The sequence below is a fragment of the Dehalococcoides sp. THU4 genome, assembly GCF_043231265.1.
Taxonomy (GTDB): Bacteria; Chloroflexota; Dehalococcoidia; order Dehalococcoidales; family Dehalococcoidaceae; genus Dehalococcoides; species Dehalococcoides mccartyi.
Window position 1 is genome coordinate 495,753 of the sequence record NZ_CP171266.1, and the last position, 14,715, is coordinate 510,467.

At 51.9% G+C, this 14,715-nt stretch carries 18 protein-coding genes; 10 read left to right on the forward strand and 8 right to left on the reverse strand.

Going from position 1 to position 14,715, the window contains the following annotated elements; genetic code table 11:
* Position 1: 1 nt before the first annotated feature.
* Together ACE6F3_RS02690 and ACE6F3_RS02695 are read left to right on the forward strand one after the other, a co-directional pair.
* On the forward strand, positions 2-631 hold the full coding sequence (locus ACE6F3_RS02690) for a DUF47 domain-containing protein (protein WP_010935843.1): 630 nt from the start codon (positions 2-4) through the stop codon (positions 629-631).
* A complete protein-coding gene (locus ACE6F3_RS02695) occupies positions 624-1,625 on the forward strand; it encodes an inorganic phosphate transporter (RefSeq protein WP_010935844.1) in 1,002 nt (333 codons plus the stop codon). The genes ACE6F3_RS02690 and ACE6F3_RS02695 overlap by 8 nt, the downstream gene beginning before the upstream one ends.
* Here the strand turns inward: ACE6F3_RS02695 and ACE6F3_RS02700 are convergent.
* Positions 1,622-2,239, reverse strand: coding sequence for a guanylate kinase (locus ACE6F3_RS02700; RefSeq protein WP_041223278.1), 618 nt, complete (start codon positions 2,237-2,239; stop codon positions 1,622-1,624). The genes ACE6F3_RS02695 and ACE6F3_RS02700 overlap by 4 nt on opposite strands.
* Complete coding sequence (locus ACE6F3_RS02705; RefSeq protein WP_010935846.1) at positions 2,220-2,510, reverse strand: DUF370 domain-containing protein; 291 nt, start codon at positions 2,508-2,510, stop codon at positions 2,220-2,222. The genes ACE6F3_RS02700 and ACE6F3_RS02705 overlap by 20 nt, the downstream gene beginning before the upstream one ends.
* 208 nt (positions 2,511-2,718) lie before the next feature.
* Between ACE6F3_RS02705 and ACE6F3_RS02710 the strand changes: the two genes are divergently transcribed.
* Positions 2,719-3,567 carry a sulfide/dihydroorotate dehydrogenase-like FAD/NAD-binding protein gene (locus ACE6F3_RS02710; RefSeq protein WP_324664988.1) on the forward strand — a complete coding sequence of 283 codons (849 nt, stop codon included), beginning with the start codon at positions 2,719-2,721 and terminating at the stop codon, positions 3,565-3,567.
* Positions 3,560-4,957, forward strand: a complete 1,398-nt coding sequence (gene gltA, locus ACE6F3_RS02715; RefSeq protein WP_324664990.1) for an NADPH-dependent glutamate synthase — start codon at positions 3,560-3,562, stop codon at positions 4,955-4,957. Before ACE6F3_RS02710 ends, gltA begins: the two co-directional genes overlap by 8 nt.
* On the opposite strand, the gene ACE6F3_RS02720 is transcribed toward gltA, so the two are convergent.
* From ACE6F3_RS02720 to ACE6F3_RS02735, 4 genes are all read right to left on the reverse strand, one after another.
* Positions 4,954-5,166 carry a hypothetical protein gene (locus tag ACE6F3_RS02720; RefSeq protein WP_010935849.1) on the reverse strand — a complete coding sequence of 71 codons (213 nt, stop codon included), beginning with the start codon at positions 5,164-5,166 and terminating at the stop codon, positions 4,954-4,956. The two genes, gltA and ACE6F3_RS02720, sit on opposite strands and share 4 nt — an antisense overlap.
* 110 nt (positions 5,167-5,276) lie before the next feature.
* Positions 5,277-5,810, reverse strand: coding sequence for a nuclear transport factor 2 family protein (locus tag ACE6F3_RS02725; RefSeq protein ID WP_324664992.1), 534 nt, complete (start codon positions 5,808-5,810; stop codon positions 5,277-5,279).
* 70 nt (positions 5,811-5,880) lie between these two features.
* Complete coding sequence (locus ACE6F3_RS02730) at positions 5,881-6,483, reverse strand: methyltransferase domain-containing protein (protein ID WP_324664994.1); 603 nt, start codon at positions 6,481-6,483, stop codon at positions 5,881-5,883.
* A 10-nt stretch (positions 6,484-6,493) separates the two neighbouring features.
* Positions 6,494-6,688 carry a superinfection immunity protein gene (locus tag ACE6F3_RS02735; RefSeq protein ID WP_010935853.1) on the reverse strand — a complete coding sequence of 65 codons (195 nt, stop codon included), beginning with the start codon at positions 6,686-6,688 and terminating at the stop codon, positions 6,494-6,496.
* A gap of 142 nt (positions 6,689-6,830) precedes the next feature.
* Here ACE6F3_RS02735 and ACE6F3_RS02740 point away from each other — a divergent pair, with 142 nt between their 5' ends.
* Entirely contained in the window at positions 6,831-7,202 is a 372-nt protein-coding gene (locus ACE6F3_RS02740) for a metallopeptidase family protein (RefSeq protein ID WP_041340802.1), read from the forward strand.
* A 133-nt stretch (positions 7,203-7,335) separates the two neighbouring features.
* Positions 7,336-7,782 carry a C-GCAxxG-C-C family protein gene (locus ACE6F3_RS02745; RefSeq protein WP_324664997.1) on the forward strand — a complete coding sequence of 149 codons (447 nt, stop codon included), beginning with the start codon at positions 7,336-7,338 and terminating at the stop codon, positions 7,780-7,782.
* Here ACE6F3_RS02745 and ychF read toward each other — a convergent pair.
* Both ychF and ACE6F3_RS02755 read right to left on the reverse strand, forming a co-directional pair.
* Positions 7,779-8,882 carry a redox-regulated ATPase YchF gene (ychF, locus tag ACE6F3_RS02750; protein ID WP_324664999.1) on the reverse strand — a complete coding sequence of 368 codons (1,104 nt, stop codon included), beginning with the start codon at positions 8,880-8,882 and terminating at the stop codon, positions 7,779-7,781. The genes ACE6F3_RS02745 and ychF overlap by 4 nt on opposite strands.
* 21 nt (positions 8,883-8,903) lie before the next feature.
* Entirely contained in the window at positions 8,904-9,146 is a 243-nt protein-coding gene (locus ACE6F3_RS02755) for a hypothetical protein (RefSeq protein WP_023651713.1), read from the reverse strand.
* Between the two features lie 129 nt (positions 9,147-9,275).
* On the opposite strand from ACE6F3_RS02755, the gene holA reads away from it, so the two are divergent.
* From holA to alaS, 4 genes are all read left to right on the forward strand, one after another.
* Entirely contained in the window at positions 9,276-10,304 is a 1,029-nt protein-coding gene (gene holA, locus ACE6F3_RS02760; protein WP_324665003.1) for a DNA polymerase III subunit delta, read from the forward strand.
* A gap of 1 nt (position 10,305) precedes the next feature.
* Complete coding sequence (locus ACE6F3_RS02765; protein WP_023651715.1) at positions 10,306-10,917, forward strand: VTT domain-containing protein; 612 nt, start codon at positions 10,306-10,308, stop codon at positions 10,915-10,917.
* Positions 10,918-10,951: 34 nt separating this feature from the next.
* The gene (locus tag ACE6F3_RS02770) at positions 10,952-11,956 is read left to right on the forward strand and encodes an ROK family protein (RefSeq protein ID WP_324665005.1); all 1,005 of its coding nucleotides are present in this window, start codon (positions 10,952-10,954) and stop codon (positions 11,954-11,956) included.
* A gap of 121 nt (positions 11,957-12,077) precedes the next feature.
* Positions 12,078-14,693 (forward strand): alanine--tRNA ligase, encoded by a 2,616-nt coding sequence (gene alaS / locus ACE6F3_RS02775; RefSeq protein WP_324665007.1) that lies wholly within the window; start codon positions 12,078-12,080, stop codon positions 14,691-14,693.
* The last annotated feature ends 22 nt before the right edge of the window (positions 14,694-14,715 follow it).

Sequence of the window (14,715 nt, forward strand, 5' to 3'; positions counted from 1 at the left end):
GTTGCCTAAAATCAGTATCATCCCCAGGGAGGAAAAATTCTTTGACCTGATTGAGCTGAGTGCAAAGAACATGGTAAGCACCGCTCAGGAACTGGATGAATTAGTTAATAACTGGGCAGATGTAGACAATAAAGTTGCCCGGATAGCCGATTTGGAACACGAGGGTGACAGTATTGCCCACCAGATTATAAACCTTCTCCACCGCACCTTTGTTACCCCCTTTGACCGCGAAGATATAGCTTTGCTTGCCCACACTATGGATGACGTGACCGACTTTATTCATTCGGCGGCGGATTTTATGTTTATTTACAAGACCGGGCGTCCCGGTGAACGTGCCAAGGAACTGGCCGGTATTATTGTGCTGGCGGCTAAGGAAGTTGCACTGGCTGTGCCCCATCTGCGGCACAAGTCCGAGATGAAGCAGGTTATTGTCCACTGCGTAGAAATAAACCGCCTGGAAAATATGGCGGATGTGGCTTTCAGGGCCGCTTTGGGAGAGCTTTTTACTGATTCAAAGGACATGGCAAACATTATCAAGTGGCGTGAAATATATGAACATATGGAAACGGCCACAGACCGGTGCGAAGACGTGGCCAATGTTCTTGAGGGGGTTGCCCTGAAGAATGCCTGATGCCTCGTTTATCCCTTATCTGATTATTATTCTTTTAGCTATAGGTTTTGCCTTTGTAAACGGTACCAATGACACGGCCAATGCCATTGCCACGGTGGTGGGTACGCGGGTTTTGTCTCCCCGCAAGGCTATAATCATGGCGGCAGCGGCCAACCTGGTGGGTGTTTTTACCGGCACGGCTGTTGCCCGGACTATCGGTAAAGGCATACTGGGGGCTGAATCACTTACCTATGAAACAGTTATTGCCGGGCTGATAGCCGCGGTTATCTGGTCTATGGTGGCTACCCGTAAGGGTCTGCCGGTCAGCCTGACGCACTGTCTGGTGGCGGGCTTAGCTATGGCCGGGGTAGCGATGGCCGGGGTTGGGGCAGTAGACTGGGGAGTTCTTTTAAAGATTGTGGCGGCGGTAGGTATTGCCCCCATTATGGGAATGGCGGGCGGTTACCTGCTTATGGTTGCCCTGCTCTGGATATTCAGGCGGAGTGTTCCTTCCAAGACTCACGGCCTTTTTTCCCACCTGCAGATATTTTCAGCCGCTTTTATGGCTTTCAGCCACGGGCGGAGTGACGGGCAGATGCCTATGGGTATTATTGCTCTGGGCACAGTCCTTTATACCGGCAATGCCGGTCTCTGGGATGCTATACCCATCTGGATTATTATACTTTCGGCTTTGTCCATCAGCGCCGGGACAGCTATTGGCGGCTGGAGGGTTATCCAGACAGTGGGTGTGCGGATGACCAATTTGCGGCCTATAAACGGTTTTGCGGCTGAAACAGCGGCTGCCACGGTTATCCAGATAGCCGCGTCCATCGGTATACCTGTTTCCAGCACCCATGCCATTTCTTCGGCCATTATGGGGGTGGGGGCTACCCGCAGGCTCTCGGCGGTGCGCTGGGGCGTGGCAGGCAATATTGTGAGTGCCTGGCTGCTTACCTTTCCCATTTGCGGTGCTTTGGGCTTTCTGGTAGCCGGTTTGTTTAAGCTTATATTCTAAAGTTCAATAGAACGCGGGTTTATGCGGCAGTGTTCAGCCGAGATTATAGACATAATCTCACTGACTGCATTATCAATCTCCCCCTCAGGGTTGACTACCACGTAGTCAAAGTCGGGGAGTTTTTCTATCTCAAGCGGGGCAGTAGCCAGCCGCCGCTTGAGGGATTCGGGTGATTCGGTCAGGCGGTGTTCCAGCCGGCGGGTCAGTTCGTCCATATCCGGGGGCATCAGGAAAATAAATACCGCATTCGGGACTATTTTCTTAATGCTGGCCGCACCCTGCACGTCCACTTTTACAATAACGTCAAAACCGTGTGCCAAAGCCTGCCTGATAGGCGCCTTGGGGACTCCGTAAAAATTTCCGTAGACATTGGCCCATTCCAGCAGTTCATTCTGTCCGATAAGCTGCTGAAACTCAGCCGGCCTGATAAAATTATAATCAACCCCCTCGGTTTCCTTTTCCCGTTTGGTGCGGGTAGTGGTGGTGACAATATAAGCCAGGGGCAGTTTCCGCTCTTTCATGCGGGCCAGGACTGCATCTTTGCCTACGCCGGAAGGACCGGAAACAACTAACAGCAGGGGTTTATTGGCTTTATTAAAGTTCCAGTTTGTCATCAACCAGCTCAGGCTTTACCGCACCGCCGCGGCTAATAGAAAGGCGACCGGTAATGGTTTCAGGGGCAAGCGCCGCCAGTACGATATGCCCGCTGTCAGTAAATATAACCGCCTTGGTCTTGCGGCCGTTGGTCATGTCTATCAAAAAGCCTTTGGTTCGGCTTTCCTGTATAATACGTTTAATAGGGGCGGAACTGGGCGGGGAAATGGCAATAACCCGGTTCATGGCCAGAATATTGCCGAAGCCAATATGGACAAGTTCAATAAACATGCTATTTCCTTAATGCTTAATAAGGCGACCAGAGGTAAAACGCTTAATATATTATAACTTTGACAAGCTAAATTCAACTGGTTGCAGTTTGAAGTAAGGCGTCATTTAATGCTAAATTATCATAGGTTTTTATATTTACCTGTAAATCGGCACTAATACTCATAGATGCTTCTGGATTATGTCCAGCGGTATACTGGCAAGGAGGGGTATGTACACGATTGTTGAGCGGCAGGATTTATTGCCCAGGGTACACTTGCTGAAGATACAGGCCCCCAAAGTAGCGGCCGCCGCCGCCGCCGGCCAGTTTGTTATCCTCAGGATAGACGCTGAGGGTGAGCGTTTCCCTCTGACTATTGCGGACTGGGACGCTCAGGCAGGCACAGTTACGGTTATTTACATGGAAATAGGGGCTTCAACCCGCAAGCTGGCCAAGCTGGGTGAGGGTGATGCCATACTGGATTTTGCCGGTCCTCTGGGCAAACCTACCGAGATTGAAAACTTCGGGACAGTGGTCTGCGTAAGCGGCGGCTTTGCCATGGCTACTATTGTACCCATTGCCAGGGCTATGAAAGAAGCGGGTAACCGGGTGATAAGCGTGGTGGGTGCCAGAAGCAAAGATTTGTTTTTCTGGCATGACCGCCTTACTAAATATTCGGACGAAATGATAGTCTGCACTGATGACGGGTCTGCCGGTATCAAGGGGGTAGTTACCGAACCCCTGCGTGACCTCCTTGCCTCCAGTACCAAAGTGGACCGGGTAATAGTAATAGGCCCCAGCGTTATGATGAAATTCTGCTCAAAAACCACCCAGCCTTTCGGGGTGAAGACTATTGTCAGCTTAAACCCCATAATGATAGACGGAACGGGTATGTGCGGCTGTTGCCGGGTAAGTCTGGACGGGCAGACCCGTTTTGCCTGTGTGGACGGGCCGGAGTTTGACGGGCACAAGGTAGACTGGGACGGGCTGCTGGTACGCCAGAAATCTTACGTGGCCGAAGAGGCTGTGGCCGCCGAGAGATGCCGCTGTAAGGAAGAGGGGTGCGGAAACCATGGCTAAAGCGGGGTTGAACAGAATAGATATGCCCAAGCAGGCAGTTAATGACCGTATTCAAAATTTTTCCGAAGTGGCCACCGGTTATACCCCGGCTGATGCCCATACCGAAGCTGCCCGCTGTTTGCAGTGCAAAAAGCGTTACTGCGTAGAGGGTTGTCCGGTAAATATAGATATTCCGGAATTTATTTTGGCTTTGCGGGACGGAAATATGCCCGAAGCCGCCAGGGTACTTAAAAAGACCAACAGTCTGCCGGGGGTCTGCGGCAGGGTATGTCCCCAGGAAACCCAGTGCGAACAGGCCTGTATATTAAATAAAAAAGAAGCCCCTATAGCTATAGGCCGTTTGGAACGTTTTGTAGCTGACTGGGAACGCGGACATTCGGCTGAGGTTAATCTGCCCAAAAGCCTTAAGCCCAAGAGCGGGAAAAAGGCGGCGGTAGTGGGAGCCGGCCCGGCCGGACTTACGGCGGCGGCCGAGCTTGCCCGTTTGGGGCATGATGTTACCCTGTTTGAGTCTTTGCATACGGCAGGCGGGGTGCTGATGTACGGCATACCCGAATTCCGCCTTCCCAAAGATATAGTTCAGGGTGAGATAGAGTATGTAAAATCTCTGGGAGTAACGCTGGAGTTAAATTCGGTAGCGGGGCGGCTCTTTTCGCTGGAAGACCTTTTCAAGCAGGGATTTCAGGCGGTTTTTTTAGCAACCGGAGCCGGTTTGCCCTTATTTTTAAATGTACAGGGTGAAAACCTAAGCGGGGTATATTCGGCTAACGAATTTCTGACCAGAGTCAACCTGATGAAGGCTCATAATTTTCCTTCCTCGGATACCCCGGTTAAAAAAGGCAGAAAAGTGGCGGTGATTGGGGGCGGAAACGTGGCCATGGATGCCGCCCGCTGTGCCTTGCGTCTGGGGGCGGAAGAGGTGAGTATCGTCTACCGCCGTTCGGAGCTGGAACTGCCGGCCCGCAAAGAGGAAGTGGACAATGCCCGCGAAGAGGGAATAAAGTTTCATTTTCTGACCAGCCCGGTCCGCTTTCTGGCTAACGAACAGGGGCAGGTGCGGGCTATGGAATGCCAGAAGATGGCACTTGGCGAACCTGACGGAAGCGGCCGCCGCCGTCCCATACCGGTGGGCGGCAGCGAATTTGAAATGGATATAGATTTGGCCGTTATTGCCCTGGGTACACGCCCCAATCCACTGGTCATGCAGTCCGCCCCGGATTTGCAGGTAAACTCAAACGGTACTGTTCTGGCTGATATAAACGGACAGACTTCGCACCGGGCGGTTTGGGCCGGTGGGGATATAGTAACCGGCTCCGATACTGTCATAAGTGCTATGGGTGCGGCCAAACGTTCGGCAGTGGTTATAGACGAATACCTGAGAAGCCTTTAATTCCGGCGGCTCAGCAGTAACATAATAAATATTACCAGTACCCACTTCCAGACATACTCCAAAGGGTCGGCTGTTAGTTTGATTACCAGACTCAGGTTCTGGTCAAGCGGGGCTGTAATCTGGCTGATAAAACTGTGCCAGGCCGGTATAAAACACAGCACCAGCATGGCAAATACATAAAAGAGCAGGGCAGAGCGAAATACGTTCATACCCCAACCGCCTTTCTTTCGGGCAGAGGCTGTCTGCCTGTCTGCCGCACCGTTTTAAAGAAAAACCCCCGCCTTTGTGACGGGGGCTTGGTTTGTTTGCAAAGGATAGTTTACATATAATTCCATTCGGGAGGGGCATCTTCGCCCGGTTCGGAATTCGGGGTTTCATTTTGAGATGCACCGGTTGTTTCCGGAGTGACTTGCTCAGCTTCAGGCAGGGGAGTCGGCCCTTCGGGGAACTCCAGTTCCGCCGGAGCGGATAAATGCATCTGGCTCCAGCGCCATTCATCTTTAATATTTTCCATTACCCCGCTGAGGTAGAAATCAAATTCCTTCTGGTTATCCCCGTTTTTACAGGTATAGGTTACATGGGTATCCAGCCAGACAACCGGACCGTTGCCTTTTATGGTGGTAAACCCTAACTTGAATTTTACCGGGGTGGCTTTGTCCAGCAGGGCTTGCATCCAGCGTCTGAAACCATTCTGCCCCAGGCCGACATTATCCGGGCAGGGACCCACGGTGAGTATATTCGGTTCGCTGTCTACCTGTGCCACCAGTGCCTCTATGTTTTTGGCCTCAACCGCTTCTTTCATAGCATCCAGCACCTGGTTTATCTCTTTGCGGACTTCAGGGTCTATCTTCATGATAAGTCTCCTTGGATATTATCCGGCTTTAATATTCAGCCATTAGTTTTATAGCATTTGGTTGTTTCTGTCAACTGACTTTAGCTTTGGTTACAGTTATCAGCCCGTAGCTGATGGATTGGGTACTTTCAGCTTTGATGCCCAGTTCCTCAAGCAGGGCCGGCACGCCACCGTTTTTCAGGAAGTGGCGGAAATTACGGTAGTGTTCGCCGCCGGCTATGCGCTCTATAAATCTTATAACCTGTCCGGGAAAACTGGCAGGCAGGGGATAGCTGTAGTCCGCTATCAGGATATAACTTTGGGGTTTGACTACCCGTTTCATCTCAGCCAGTATCTCCAGACGGGTTTGGGCGGGTTTGTCATGGAGGGCTAAGGTGATAGACGTATAATCAAAACTGGCATCTGCAAAGGGCAGGTGGCGGGCATCTGCCCCGGTAAAATAATCGGCTTTGTCCGGGTCATAAAGACGGCGGGAGAGCCTGAGCATATCCGGGCTGAGGTCCAGCCCGAACCCCAGAATACCCCGGCGGCGGTATTCGCCTACCTGAGCCCCCGAACCGGAACACACGTCCAGCACCCGTTCACCCGGCTTTATACCCCCGAATTCGGGTATAAAACGTCTTACACCCCGCAAAAACGGGTCTATGACAGTTGAGTAGTCTATTCCCAGCATAAAGGCAGGGCTACTTTTTTACTGACCAGACCAGGGCTACTACCCAGCCGATAAAAGTCCAGCCGAGTAAAAGGTTCAGCAGGAAGATAGCCAGAGTATTGCGGCGGTGATTGGCCAGGGCGATTATGCTAGGCAGGAAGTATAAGGCCAGACTGATTGCAAAAGAGATGAGACCAAAGATTCCGCTGAAGAAAAAATCAAACACTTTAACACTCCTTGATAATATAAAATAGTGGCTATGAAAAGATTAGCCTAAAGACGGCTTATTTACAAGGAATCTGGTTTATAAGCAGGCAGGGCGAGGGTTCGGGCTGTTATTTCAGCCGGGTTCGGGATATTATAAAAATATGGATACAGAGCAGTTTAAACAAATCGTGGCCGAGGCAGTGGATAGCCTGCCTGAAGAATTTTTAGCCCTGCTGGACAATGTTGAAATAATGGTGGCTGACCGCCCCAGCAGTATCCAGCGCCGTAATCTGGATATGCACCGGGGTGAAGAGCTGCTGGGGCTTTATGAGGGTGTTCCCTTGACCGAACGCCATGCCTCTTATGGTATGGTTACCCCTGACCGCATTACCATATTCCGGCTGGCCATACTGGATATGGTTAAGACTGAAGAAGACATAAAAAACGAAGTCCGGCGGGTGGTTAAGCACGAAGTTGCCCACCACTTCGGCATAAGTGACGAACGGCTGGAGGAAATGGGCGGCCCGGTTTAGGTCTCAGCCGTTTTTTAATTTGTCAGCGGCATAAACCCGCCCGAAGCACGCATATTTTTCATTTTACCCTGAAAATAGGGTATATTTATATTTTATGCTCTTTACAGATATATATTTCAGGAGAATAAAACCCATGAGTGATACAGCCGTTTCAGCCCAGAGCCTGCATGAGCAGGGTTTTAACTGCGCCCAGTCTATTTTAGGTGCTTTTGCCCCGTCTCTGGGTATTGAAACCGGGGCAGCTTTTAAACTGGCTTCTGCTTTCGGCGGGGGCATGGCGGGGCGGGGAGACAGCTGCGGGGTAATCAGCGGCGGGCTGATGGTAATAGGGCTGAAATTCGGGCAGACTTCGGCTGAAGATAAAGCGGCCAGAGAAAAGTGCAACCGCCTGGGACGTGAGTATATAAAGCAGTTTGAAACCCGCTTCGGGGCAACGGCCTGCCGTGAACTTATCAAGTGCAATATAGGCACTCCGGAGGGGGCAAAACTGGTAAAAGAAAAAGGCCTCCGTGAAGGCCTTTGTTCAAACCTGGTTTACAGCGGGGCGCAAATGCTTTCCGCCCTTATAGAGCAGGCTTAGACATTAAACAGGAAGTTGGCGGTATCCCCGTCCTGCACTAGATATGTTTTACCTTCCAGCCTCAGCTGGCCGCGTTTTCTGACCTCTGCCAGTGAACCGGCCGCAAGCAGGTCATTTACGTGGACAATTTCCGCCCGTATAAATCCCCGCTCTATATCGGAGTGGATTTTACCGGCGGCTTTCTGGGCTATAGTCCCGCGGGTAATAGTCCAGGCTCGCACTTCGTCAGGACCTACGGTAAAAAAGGATATAAGGTCTAAAAGCTCATATGAAGCCCTTATGGTGCGGTCCAGCCCGGTTTCTTTAAGCCCGTAGCTGGAGCGGAACTCGGCGGCTTCGGCCTCGTCCATGTTTATCAGCTCGGCTTCCAGTTTGCCGCACATTACAATTACCCGGTAGTTTTTGCCTCCGTAGCGACCGTTGAGTTCGGCCTCCATTGCGGCGGCTTTGGGCAGGTCATCTTCGCCTATATTTATCACCATAAGCACCGGTTTGCTGCTCAGAAACTGGTATCCGGAGAGTATTTTGGCTTCTTCTTCGTCCAGTTCAATATCACGGGCGGGGATATCTTTCTCCATGGCCTCTTTGATTCTGGCCATGAGCTCTTTTTCCCGCTCCAGAGCGGCTCTTTCCGGGGGTTTGGCACCCTTCATCTGGCTGCCAATGCGGTTAAGCCTTTTTTCAATAATGGTCAGGTCTGAAAAAATAAGCTCGGCATTCATGGTGGTCAGGTCACGTTCTGCGTTCAGGCCGCCGGCGGGCAGGGGAATGGCGGTATCTTCAAATGCCCTAATAACATTCAGCAGGGCATCCACGTTTTGCAGCTGGGTCAAAAGCTCACCTGAAAAAGAGCTGTCTTTGGTGCCGCCCTTAAGGGAAGCGCCCACGTCAAAATATTTTATTTCAGCCGGGGTGAGTTTCTTGGGGTGAAACATCTCCTCCAGCGGGGTCAAACGGGCATCAGGCACTTTCACTATGCCTACGTTAGCCGAACTGCTCTGTGAATAAGAGCCGGTGGCAGCGTTACTGCGGGTGGCGGCGTTGAAAATGGTGGTGCGGCCGCTTTTAGCCAGACCTATTATACCTATTGTTACTGCCATATATTACTTTCGCTTTTGCTCCTAGATATCGTTCTTGCGGCTGTTTTTAAGTACGTCCCGGGATACTTTCAAGGCCAGGTCACGTTCACCGTAGCTTGCCTTGGTATTGCAGGCAATGTCCAGTAGGGCGCAGAGAGCCTCGTAGGAACCAAAGCGGGCAATATGTTTAATGGTCTGTTCCCTTATTTCAGGGGCTATTTCCATATCATTGGCAATGGCAATATGTTTGCGGAGTTCGTAGGGCATTACAACTTCTTCGGGCATTGTTTCAAATCCTCCAAGTGCAGCTTACGGGCAGATTGTAACATACTGCCAGGCAGTTTTGCACTAAACTTCAAAGGTTACGCGCCCGTTTCGTTATGCTACAATATCAGCCGAAGGTGGCTGTTAAATTTGCTGTATATTTTTACCGGCAGTGATGATTTTTCCCTGAAAGAACGCCTGAAGCAGATAAAACTGGCTTTGGGTGATGAGTCTTTGTCCTCTGCCAATACCACCATGCTGGAGGGCAAAAACCTGACGGCTGCCGAACTTCAAAACTATGTGCAGACGGTTCCTTTTTTAGCCCCTGCCCGGCTGGTTATAGTAAACGGCCTGCTGGAGAGGTTTGAAGGCTCAAAAGGTAAAGCTGCCGCCAAAGATAGGGCAGACAAAAACAGCCCGGATGAATTTGCCCGGGCGCTGTCTAATCTGCCCCCCACAACCCTGGCGGTGCTTCTGGACTATACCACCGCCAAAGACGGTGATTACCGTGAAAAAGAAAAAGTATCCGCTTTGGCCTCAAACCCCCTTTTTAAGCTGGTAAGCCCCGGTGCTGAGGTAAAGCACTTTGCACCCCTTTCTGCCCAGAACCTGCCCGGCTGGGTAATGCAGCGTGCCAAACAGTCTTCCATCCAGATGTCTGTTCCGGCTGCCCGTTTGCTGGCCCGTTTTGTGGGGGCTGATTTGTGGGCGCTTTCCTCCGAGATTGATAAACTGGGCTTGTATGCCCAGGGGCGGGCGGTGGAGGAAGCCGATGTTGAGAATATGGTGGGTTATTCCCAGGAAGTAAATATATTCGGTTTGGTGGATGCCGTACTGGACCGCAAGGTTAAAGACGCCCAGCAGTCTCTGGCGGCTTTTACTGCCGGCGGCGGGTCACCCGGTTTTTTGCTGTTTATGCTGGTACGCCAGCTGCGGCTGATGGTGCGTTATACTGCCCTTAAAAAACGGGGGCTGAAGGAGACCGAGATTTTTAAAGCTATGGGCGGCTCTGAGTACGCCCTTAGGAAAACAGCCTCTCAGGCGGCCTGCCAGAACATGGACAGCCTGAAAGCTATTTATTCCAAACTGCTGGAAACAGATTTTAATATAAAAACCGGCCGCTTTGAACCGGAGCTGGCCATGGGTTTGCTGGTTGCCGAACTTTGCGGGAGAAAATAGCTTGGAAGAAAAACGAAAACAGTCACTGAAAGAACAGCTGAAAGCCGTAAACTGGGGCAGTCTGCTGCTGACCTTCGGGGCTCTTATCGCACTCAGCTTTCTGCTGGCCTGGGGGCTGAATTCGCTGGTGGACAGTCTGGAAGTACCCCTTGATGAATATGCCTGGCTGACCTACCTTTTGGTTTTTGTTATGTCTATACTGGCCAACGCTACCGTAATAGCCCCGGTGCCCTTTGCCATTTCCATAATGGTTGCGGCCGCAACCAATTTTAACCCGGTGATGGTAGCCCTGTTTGGTGCTTTGGGCGGCAGTCTGGGTGAAATGAGCGGTTATTTTGCCGGCCGTCTGGGCAAGAAACTGGCTATTCCCGAAGGGCTGGTGGGTTACAGCCGGGTGGAAAGCTGGATACAAAAATACGGGGCTTGGGCGATTGCCTTTCTGGCTGCCCAGCCGGTAGTGCCTTTCGATGTGGGCGGGCTTATTGCCGGGTTGGCACGCATGCCCGTTCACAAGTTTTTGCCAGCCCTTTTTCTGGGTAAATTTCCCAAGTATATCGTGATGGTGTATGCCGGAATAGGCCTGATAGACTGGCTGCCTTTCCTGAAGAGCTAGGTGCTTATTTTAGCTTTAAAAGTAAGGGATCTTTGTGAACCGGAGTAATTTAGAGGTCATACTTAAGCCCTGTTTGTGCCTGGATATAGGCGGCAGTAAAATCCGCTCGGCGGTAGTGACCCATGACGGACGGGTGGTGGCCTGGGAACAGGAGCCTACCTGCGCCCGGAACGGGGCGGAGGGTGTATTTGAGTCTGTCTGCCGGGTGCTTGACCGCCTGCTTGAGCGTAACAACCTTTGTCTTTCCCAGTTTGAGGCCCTGACTGCGGCGGTAGCCGGGGGTATAGATATGCCAAACGGACTGGTTACCCAGTCTCCCCATCTGCCCGCCTGGCGGGATGTACCCCTTCGGGATATGCTGGCAGAGCGTTATCTTGAAACTTTCCTCATAAATGATGCCTCGGCCGCCGCTTTGGCCGAACACCGGCTGGGAGCGGGGCGGGGGGTTAAAAACCTGGTTTACCTGACGGTCTCTACCGGTATCGGGGGCGGTATTATTATAAATGATGAGCTTTATCTGGGGCAGAGCGGCTGTGCCGGTGAAATAGGTCATATGTGTCTGGATATAAACGGCACCGAAGATGTCTGCGGCAATGCAGGCTGTCTGGAAACGCTGGCTTCGGGTACGGCTATTGTCCGCAGGGTTCAGGCTGAACTTGCCGGGGGTGAGTTTTCTCTGCTTTCAGAGCGGTTTAGGGCGGATTATTCGGCTTTGACGGCTGAGGATATCGGCCGGGCGGCTTCCGAAGGTGACAGGCTGTGCCAGGGGGTTATCCGCCGGGCAGGCGAATATTTGGGAATAGGGCTGGCCGGTATTGCCAATATATTTAACCCTGAGCTTATTATACTGGGGGGCGGGGTTTCCAAACTGGGGGAGATTTTTATTGAGCCTGCCCGCAAAATGCTTTTCAAACGGGCTTTCCGTCTGGCGGGGGATGATGTCCGGCTGGTTGCTTCGTTTCTGGGGGATAATGCCGGGGTGACTGGGGCGGCACTTTATGCCTACGGCTGTCTGGGGGACGGAAATAAAACCCCTTAGGGCTGAACGGGTGTTATATATAATATAGAAGACCCCCTGTCTCTTTATTAAAATTGACAGTATAACGGGCTTAAACTAAAATCGTATTTATCTTATCTATCTTGAAATGGCAGGTGCGGCTTTGTTTAGCAGTGATGAATTACGCGAAAATTATCTGAAATTTTTTGAGGAGAAGGGGCATAAAAGGATTGCCAGCTCTTCCCTGATACCCCACAATGACCCCACCCTTCTTTTAACTACCGCCGGCATGGTGCAGTTTAAGCCCTATTATCTGGGGGTGGCCAAGCCGGAAAACCCGCGTATGACTTCCTGCCAGAAGTGTTTCCGCACTACCGATATTGAATCCGTGGGGGATGCCAGCCACCTGACCATGTTTGAAATGCTGGGCAATTTCAGTATCGGCAATTACTTTAAAAAAGAGGCTATTGCCTGGGCTTGGGAATATGTGACCCAAAGGCTGAACATACCTGCCGAAAAACTCTGGGTGACAGTTTATCTGGATGATGACGAGGCTATTGCCCTCTGGAAGGAACAGGGAGTACACGAAGGGCGGATAGTCCGGCTGGGTGCGGCTGATAACTTCTGGGGTCCGGCCGGGGATTCAGGCCCTTGCGGCCCGTGCAGTGAAATCCACTATGATTTCGGGCAGGAAATGGGCTGCGGCAAGGCTGATTGCAATCCCTCCTGCAAGTGCGGCCGTTTTTGTGAAATATGGAATCTGGTATTTGTCCAGTTTAATCAGGATAAAAGCGGCAAACGCCAGAATCTGCCTGCCCCCAGCATTGACACAGGGATGGGGCTGGAACGCTTGACTATCCTGATGCAGGCCAGAAAAAACGTATATGAAACCGATATATTTGCCCCCGTTATAGAAAAAGCCTGCCAGCTTTCGGGCAGGAAGTACGGGATTGATGCCGAAACTGATAAGGCTTTGCGGATAGTATCCGAACACAGCCGGGGCATTACCTTCCTGATTGCAGACGGGGTTATCCCGGATAAGGCGGGGCGGGGGTATGTGCTTCGCCGCCTGCTTCGGCGGGCAGTCCTTTTCGGGCGCAGGCTGGGTCTGGAGAAACCCTTTTTGGTGGACATGGCAGGGGCTGTTATTGCCCGCATGAGCGGCATTTACCCCGAAATCAAAAAACGCCAGGCATATGTGCTGGAGATGATAGCCAGTGAGGAAGCCCGTTTTTCGGAGACGCTGGCTACCGGGCTTGAGCTTCTGGAAGAAATAGTCCGCCAGACCAAGGGCGGGCAGATTTCCGGGCAGGATGCCTTTAAACTATATGACACTTACGGCTTCCCGGTGGAGATGACCACCGAAATAGCCGCCGAGAGGGGCTTGAGTGTAGACCTTGGCGGGTTTGAAGCCGAAATGGAAGTCCAGCGTACCAAAGCCCGTTCCAGCCGCAAGTTCAGTTTTGATGCGGCGGCTATTGCCGAGGCAGTCAAGAATATGCGCCACGGGGAAAAGACCTGTTTTGTGGGTTATGAACTTACCCGCCAGAAATCAACTATTATGGATATCCTGACCGAAGGCGGCACAGTTGACAGCATAGAAGAGGGTGATGAGGCCAGTATAGTGCTGGATGAAAGCCCCTTTTATGCCGAGATGGGCGGACAGGTGGGTGATACCGGTGAGATTATAACCGGCGGCGGGCGTTTTGAGGTTAAAAATACCCTTCACCTGCCTAACGGGGTTTTCCTGCATCAGGGTAGGGTAATAAGCGGCTGCCTGAAAATATCTGAAACCGCCGCTGCCCATATTGACGAAGAACGCAGGCGGGATATTGCCCGTAATCATACCGCCACCCATATACTCCAGACAGCCCTCAGACAGGTGCTGGGTGAGCAGGTTCAGCAAAGGGGTTCGGTGGTGACGCCGGAGCGCCTCCGCTTTGATTTTTCCCATCTGAAACCCATGACCAAAGATGAAATCCGCCGGGCGGAGGAATTTGTAAATGATAAAATCCGCCGCAACCTGCCGGTTTATGCCGAAGAAATGCCCTACCGCCATGCCCTGGAAGAAGGGGTAACCGCCCTTTTCGGGGAAAAATATGGTGACAGGGTGCGGGTGCTTAGGGTGGGGCGTCCGGCTGTTTCAGCCGAACTCTGCGGCGGTACCCATGTGAGTGCCAGCGGCGAAATAAGCCTGTTTAAAATAGTCAGTGAGAGCAGTGTGGGGGCAGGCCTTCGGCGGATTGAAGCCGTAACCGGGCGTGAGGCCGAGGCTTATATTAACCTTCAGCAGGACAGCTTATCCGAGCTTTCGGGTATGCTGGAAGCTGCGCCTGAGGAATCTCTCCGCAAACTGGCTGAACTTAAAGAAGAAATAGATACGCTTAAGAAAACAGTCCAGAATCTGGAACGCCAGATGTCCCGCGGAGAGGCGGAAGAGCTGCTTTCCAAAGTTGAAGATTATAAAGGGATTAAACTGCTGGTCAGCCGCATGACTTCGGTCAATACGGATACCCTGCGTGAAACAGCTGATTTCCTGCGGGACAAGCTGGGCAGTGGGGTAATAGTGCTGGGTACGGTTAGCGAAGACAAGCCTTTTTTCCTGTGTATGGTAACGCCGGACCTTATTGAGAAAGGTTATCATGCCGGCAATATAGTCAAAAAACTTTCCCAGATAGCCGGCGGCGGCGGCGGCGGCAAGCCGAATATGGCTCAGGGCGGCGGGCGTGACAAAGCCAAACTGGACGAAGCCCTGCAGGCTGTAAAGGGAATGCTATAAAGAACTGCTGCGGAGGGCTAAA

Bases quoted from the DNA above. Each gene is read 5' to 3' on its own strand.
- ychF (WP_324664999.1), bottom strand. From the start codon at position 8,882: ATGGCAGTAACAATAGGTATAATAGGTCTGGCTAAAAGCGGCCGCACC.
- ACE6F3_RS02755 (WP_023651713.1), bottom strand. From the start codon at position 9,146: ATGCCCGAAGAAGTTGTAATGCCCTACGAACTCCGCAAACATATTGCC.
- ACE6F3_RS02730 (WP_324664994.1), bottom strand. From the start codon at position 6,483: ATGCTGGGAATAGACTACTCAACTGTCATAGACCCGTTTTTGCGGGGT.
- ACE6F3_RS02720 (WP_010935849.1), bottom strand. From the start codon at position 5,166: ATGAACGTATTTCGCTCTGCCCTGCTCTTTTATGTATTTGCCATGCTG.
- ACE6F3_RS02705 (WP_010935846.1), bottom strand. From the start codon at position 2,510: ATGTTTATTGAACTTGTCCATATTGGCTTCGGCAATATTCTGGCCATG.
- ACE6F3_RS02710 (WP_324664988.1), top strand. From the start codon at position 2,719: ATGTACACGATTGTTGAGCGGCAGGATTTATTGCCCAGGGTACACTTG.
- ACE6F3_RS02695 (WP_010935844.1), top strand. From the start codon at position 624: ATGCCTGATGCCTCGTTTATCCCTTATCTGATTATTATTCTTTTAGCT.
- ACE6F3_RS02745 (WP_324664997.1), top strand. From the start codon at position 7,336: ATGAGTGATACAGCCGTTTCAGCCCAGAGCCTGCATGAGCAGGGTTTT.
- ACE6F3_RS02700 (WP_041223278.1), bottom strand. From the start codon at position 2,239: ATGACAAACTGGAACTTTAATAAAGCCAATAAACCCCTGCTGTTAGTT.
- gltA (WP_324664990.1), top strand. From the start codon at position 3,560: ATGGCTAAAGCGGGGTTGAACAGAATAGATATGCCCAAGCAGGCAGTT.
- ACE6F3_RS02740 (WP_041340802.1), top strand. From the start codon at position 6,831: ATGGATACAGAGCAGTTTAAACAAATCGTGGCCGAGGCAGTGGATAGC.
- ACE6F3_RS02725 (WP_324664992.1), bottom strand. From the start codon at position 5,810: ATGAAGATAGACCCTGAAGTCCGCAAAGAGATAAACCAGGTGCTGGAT.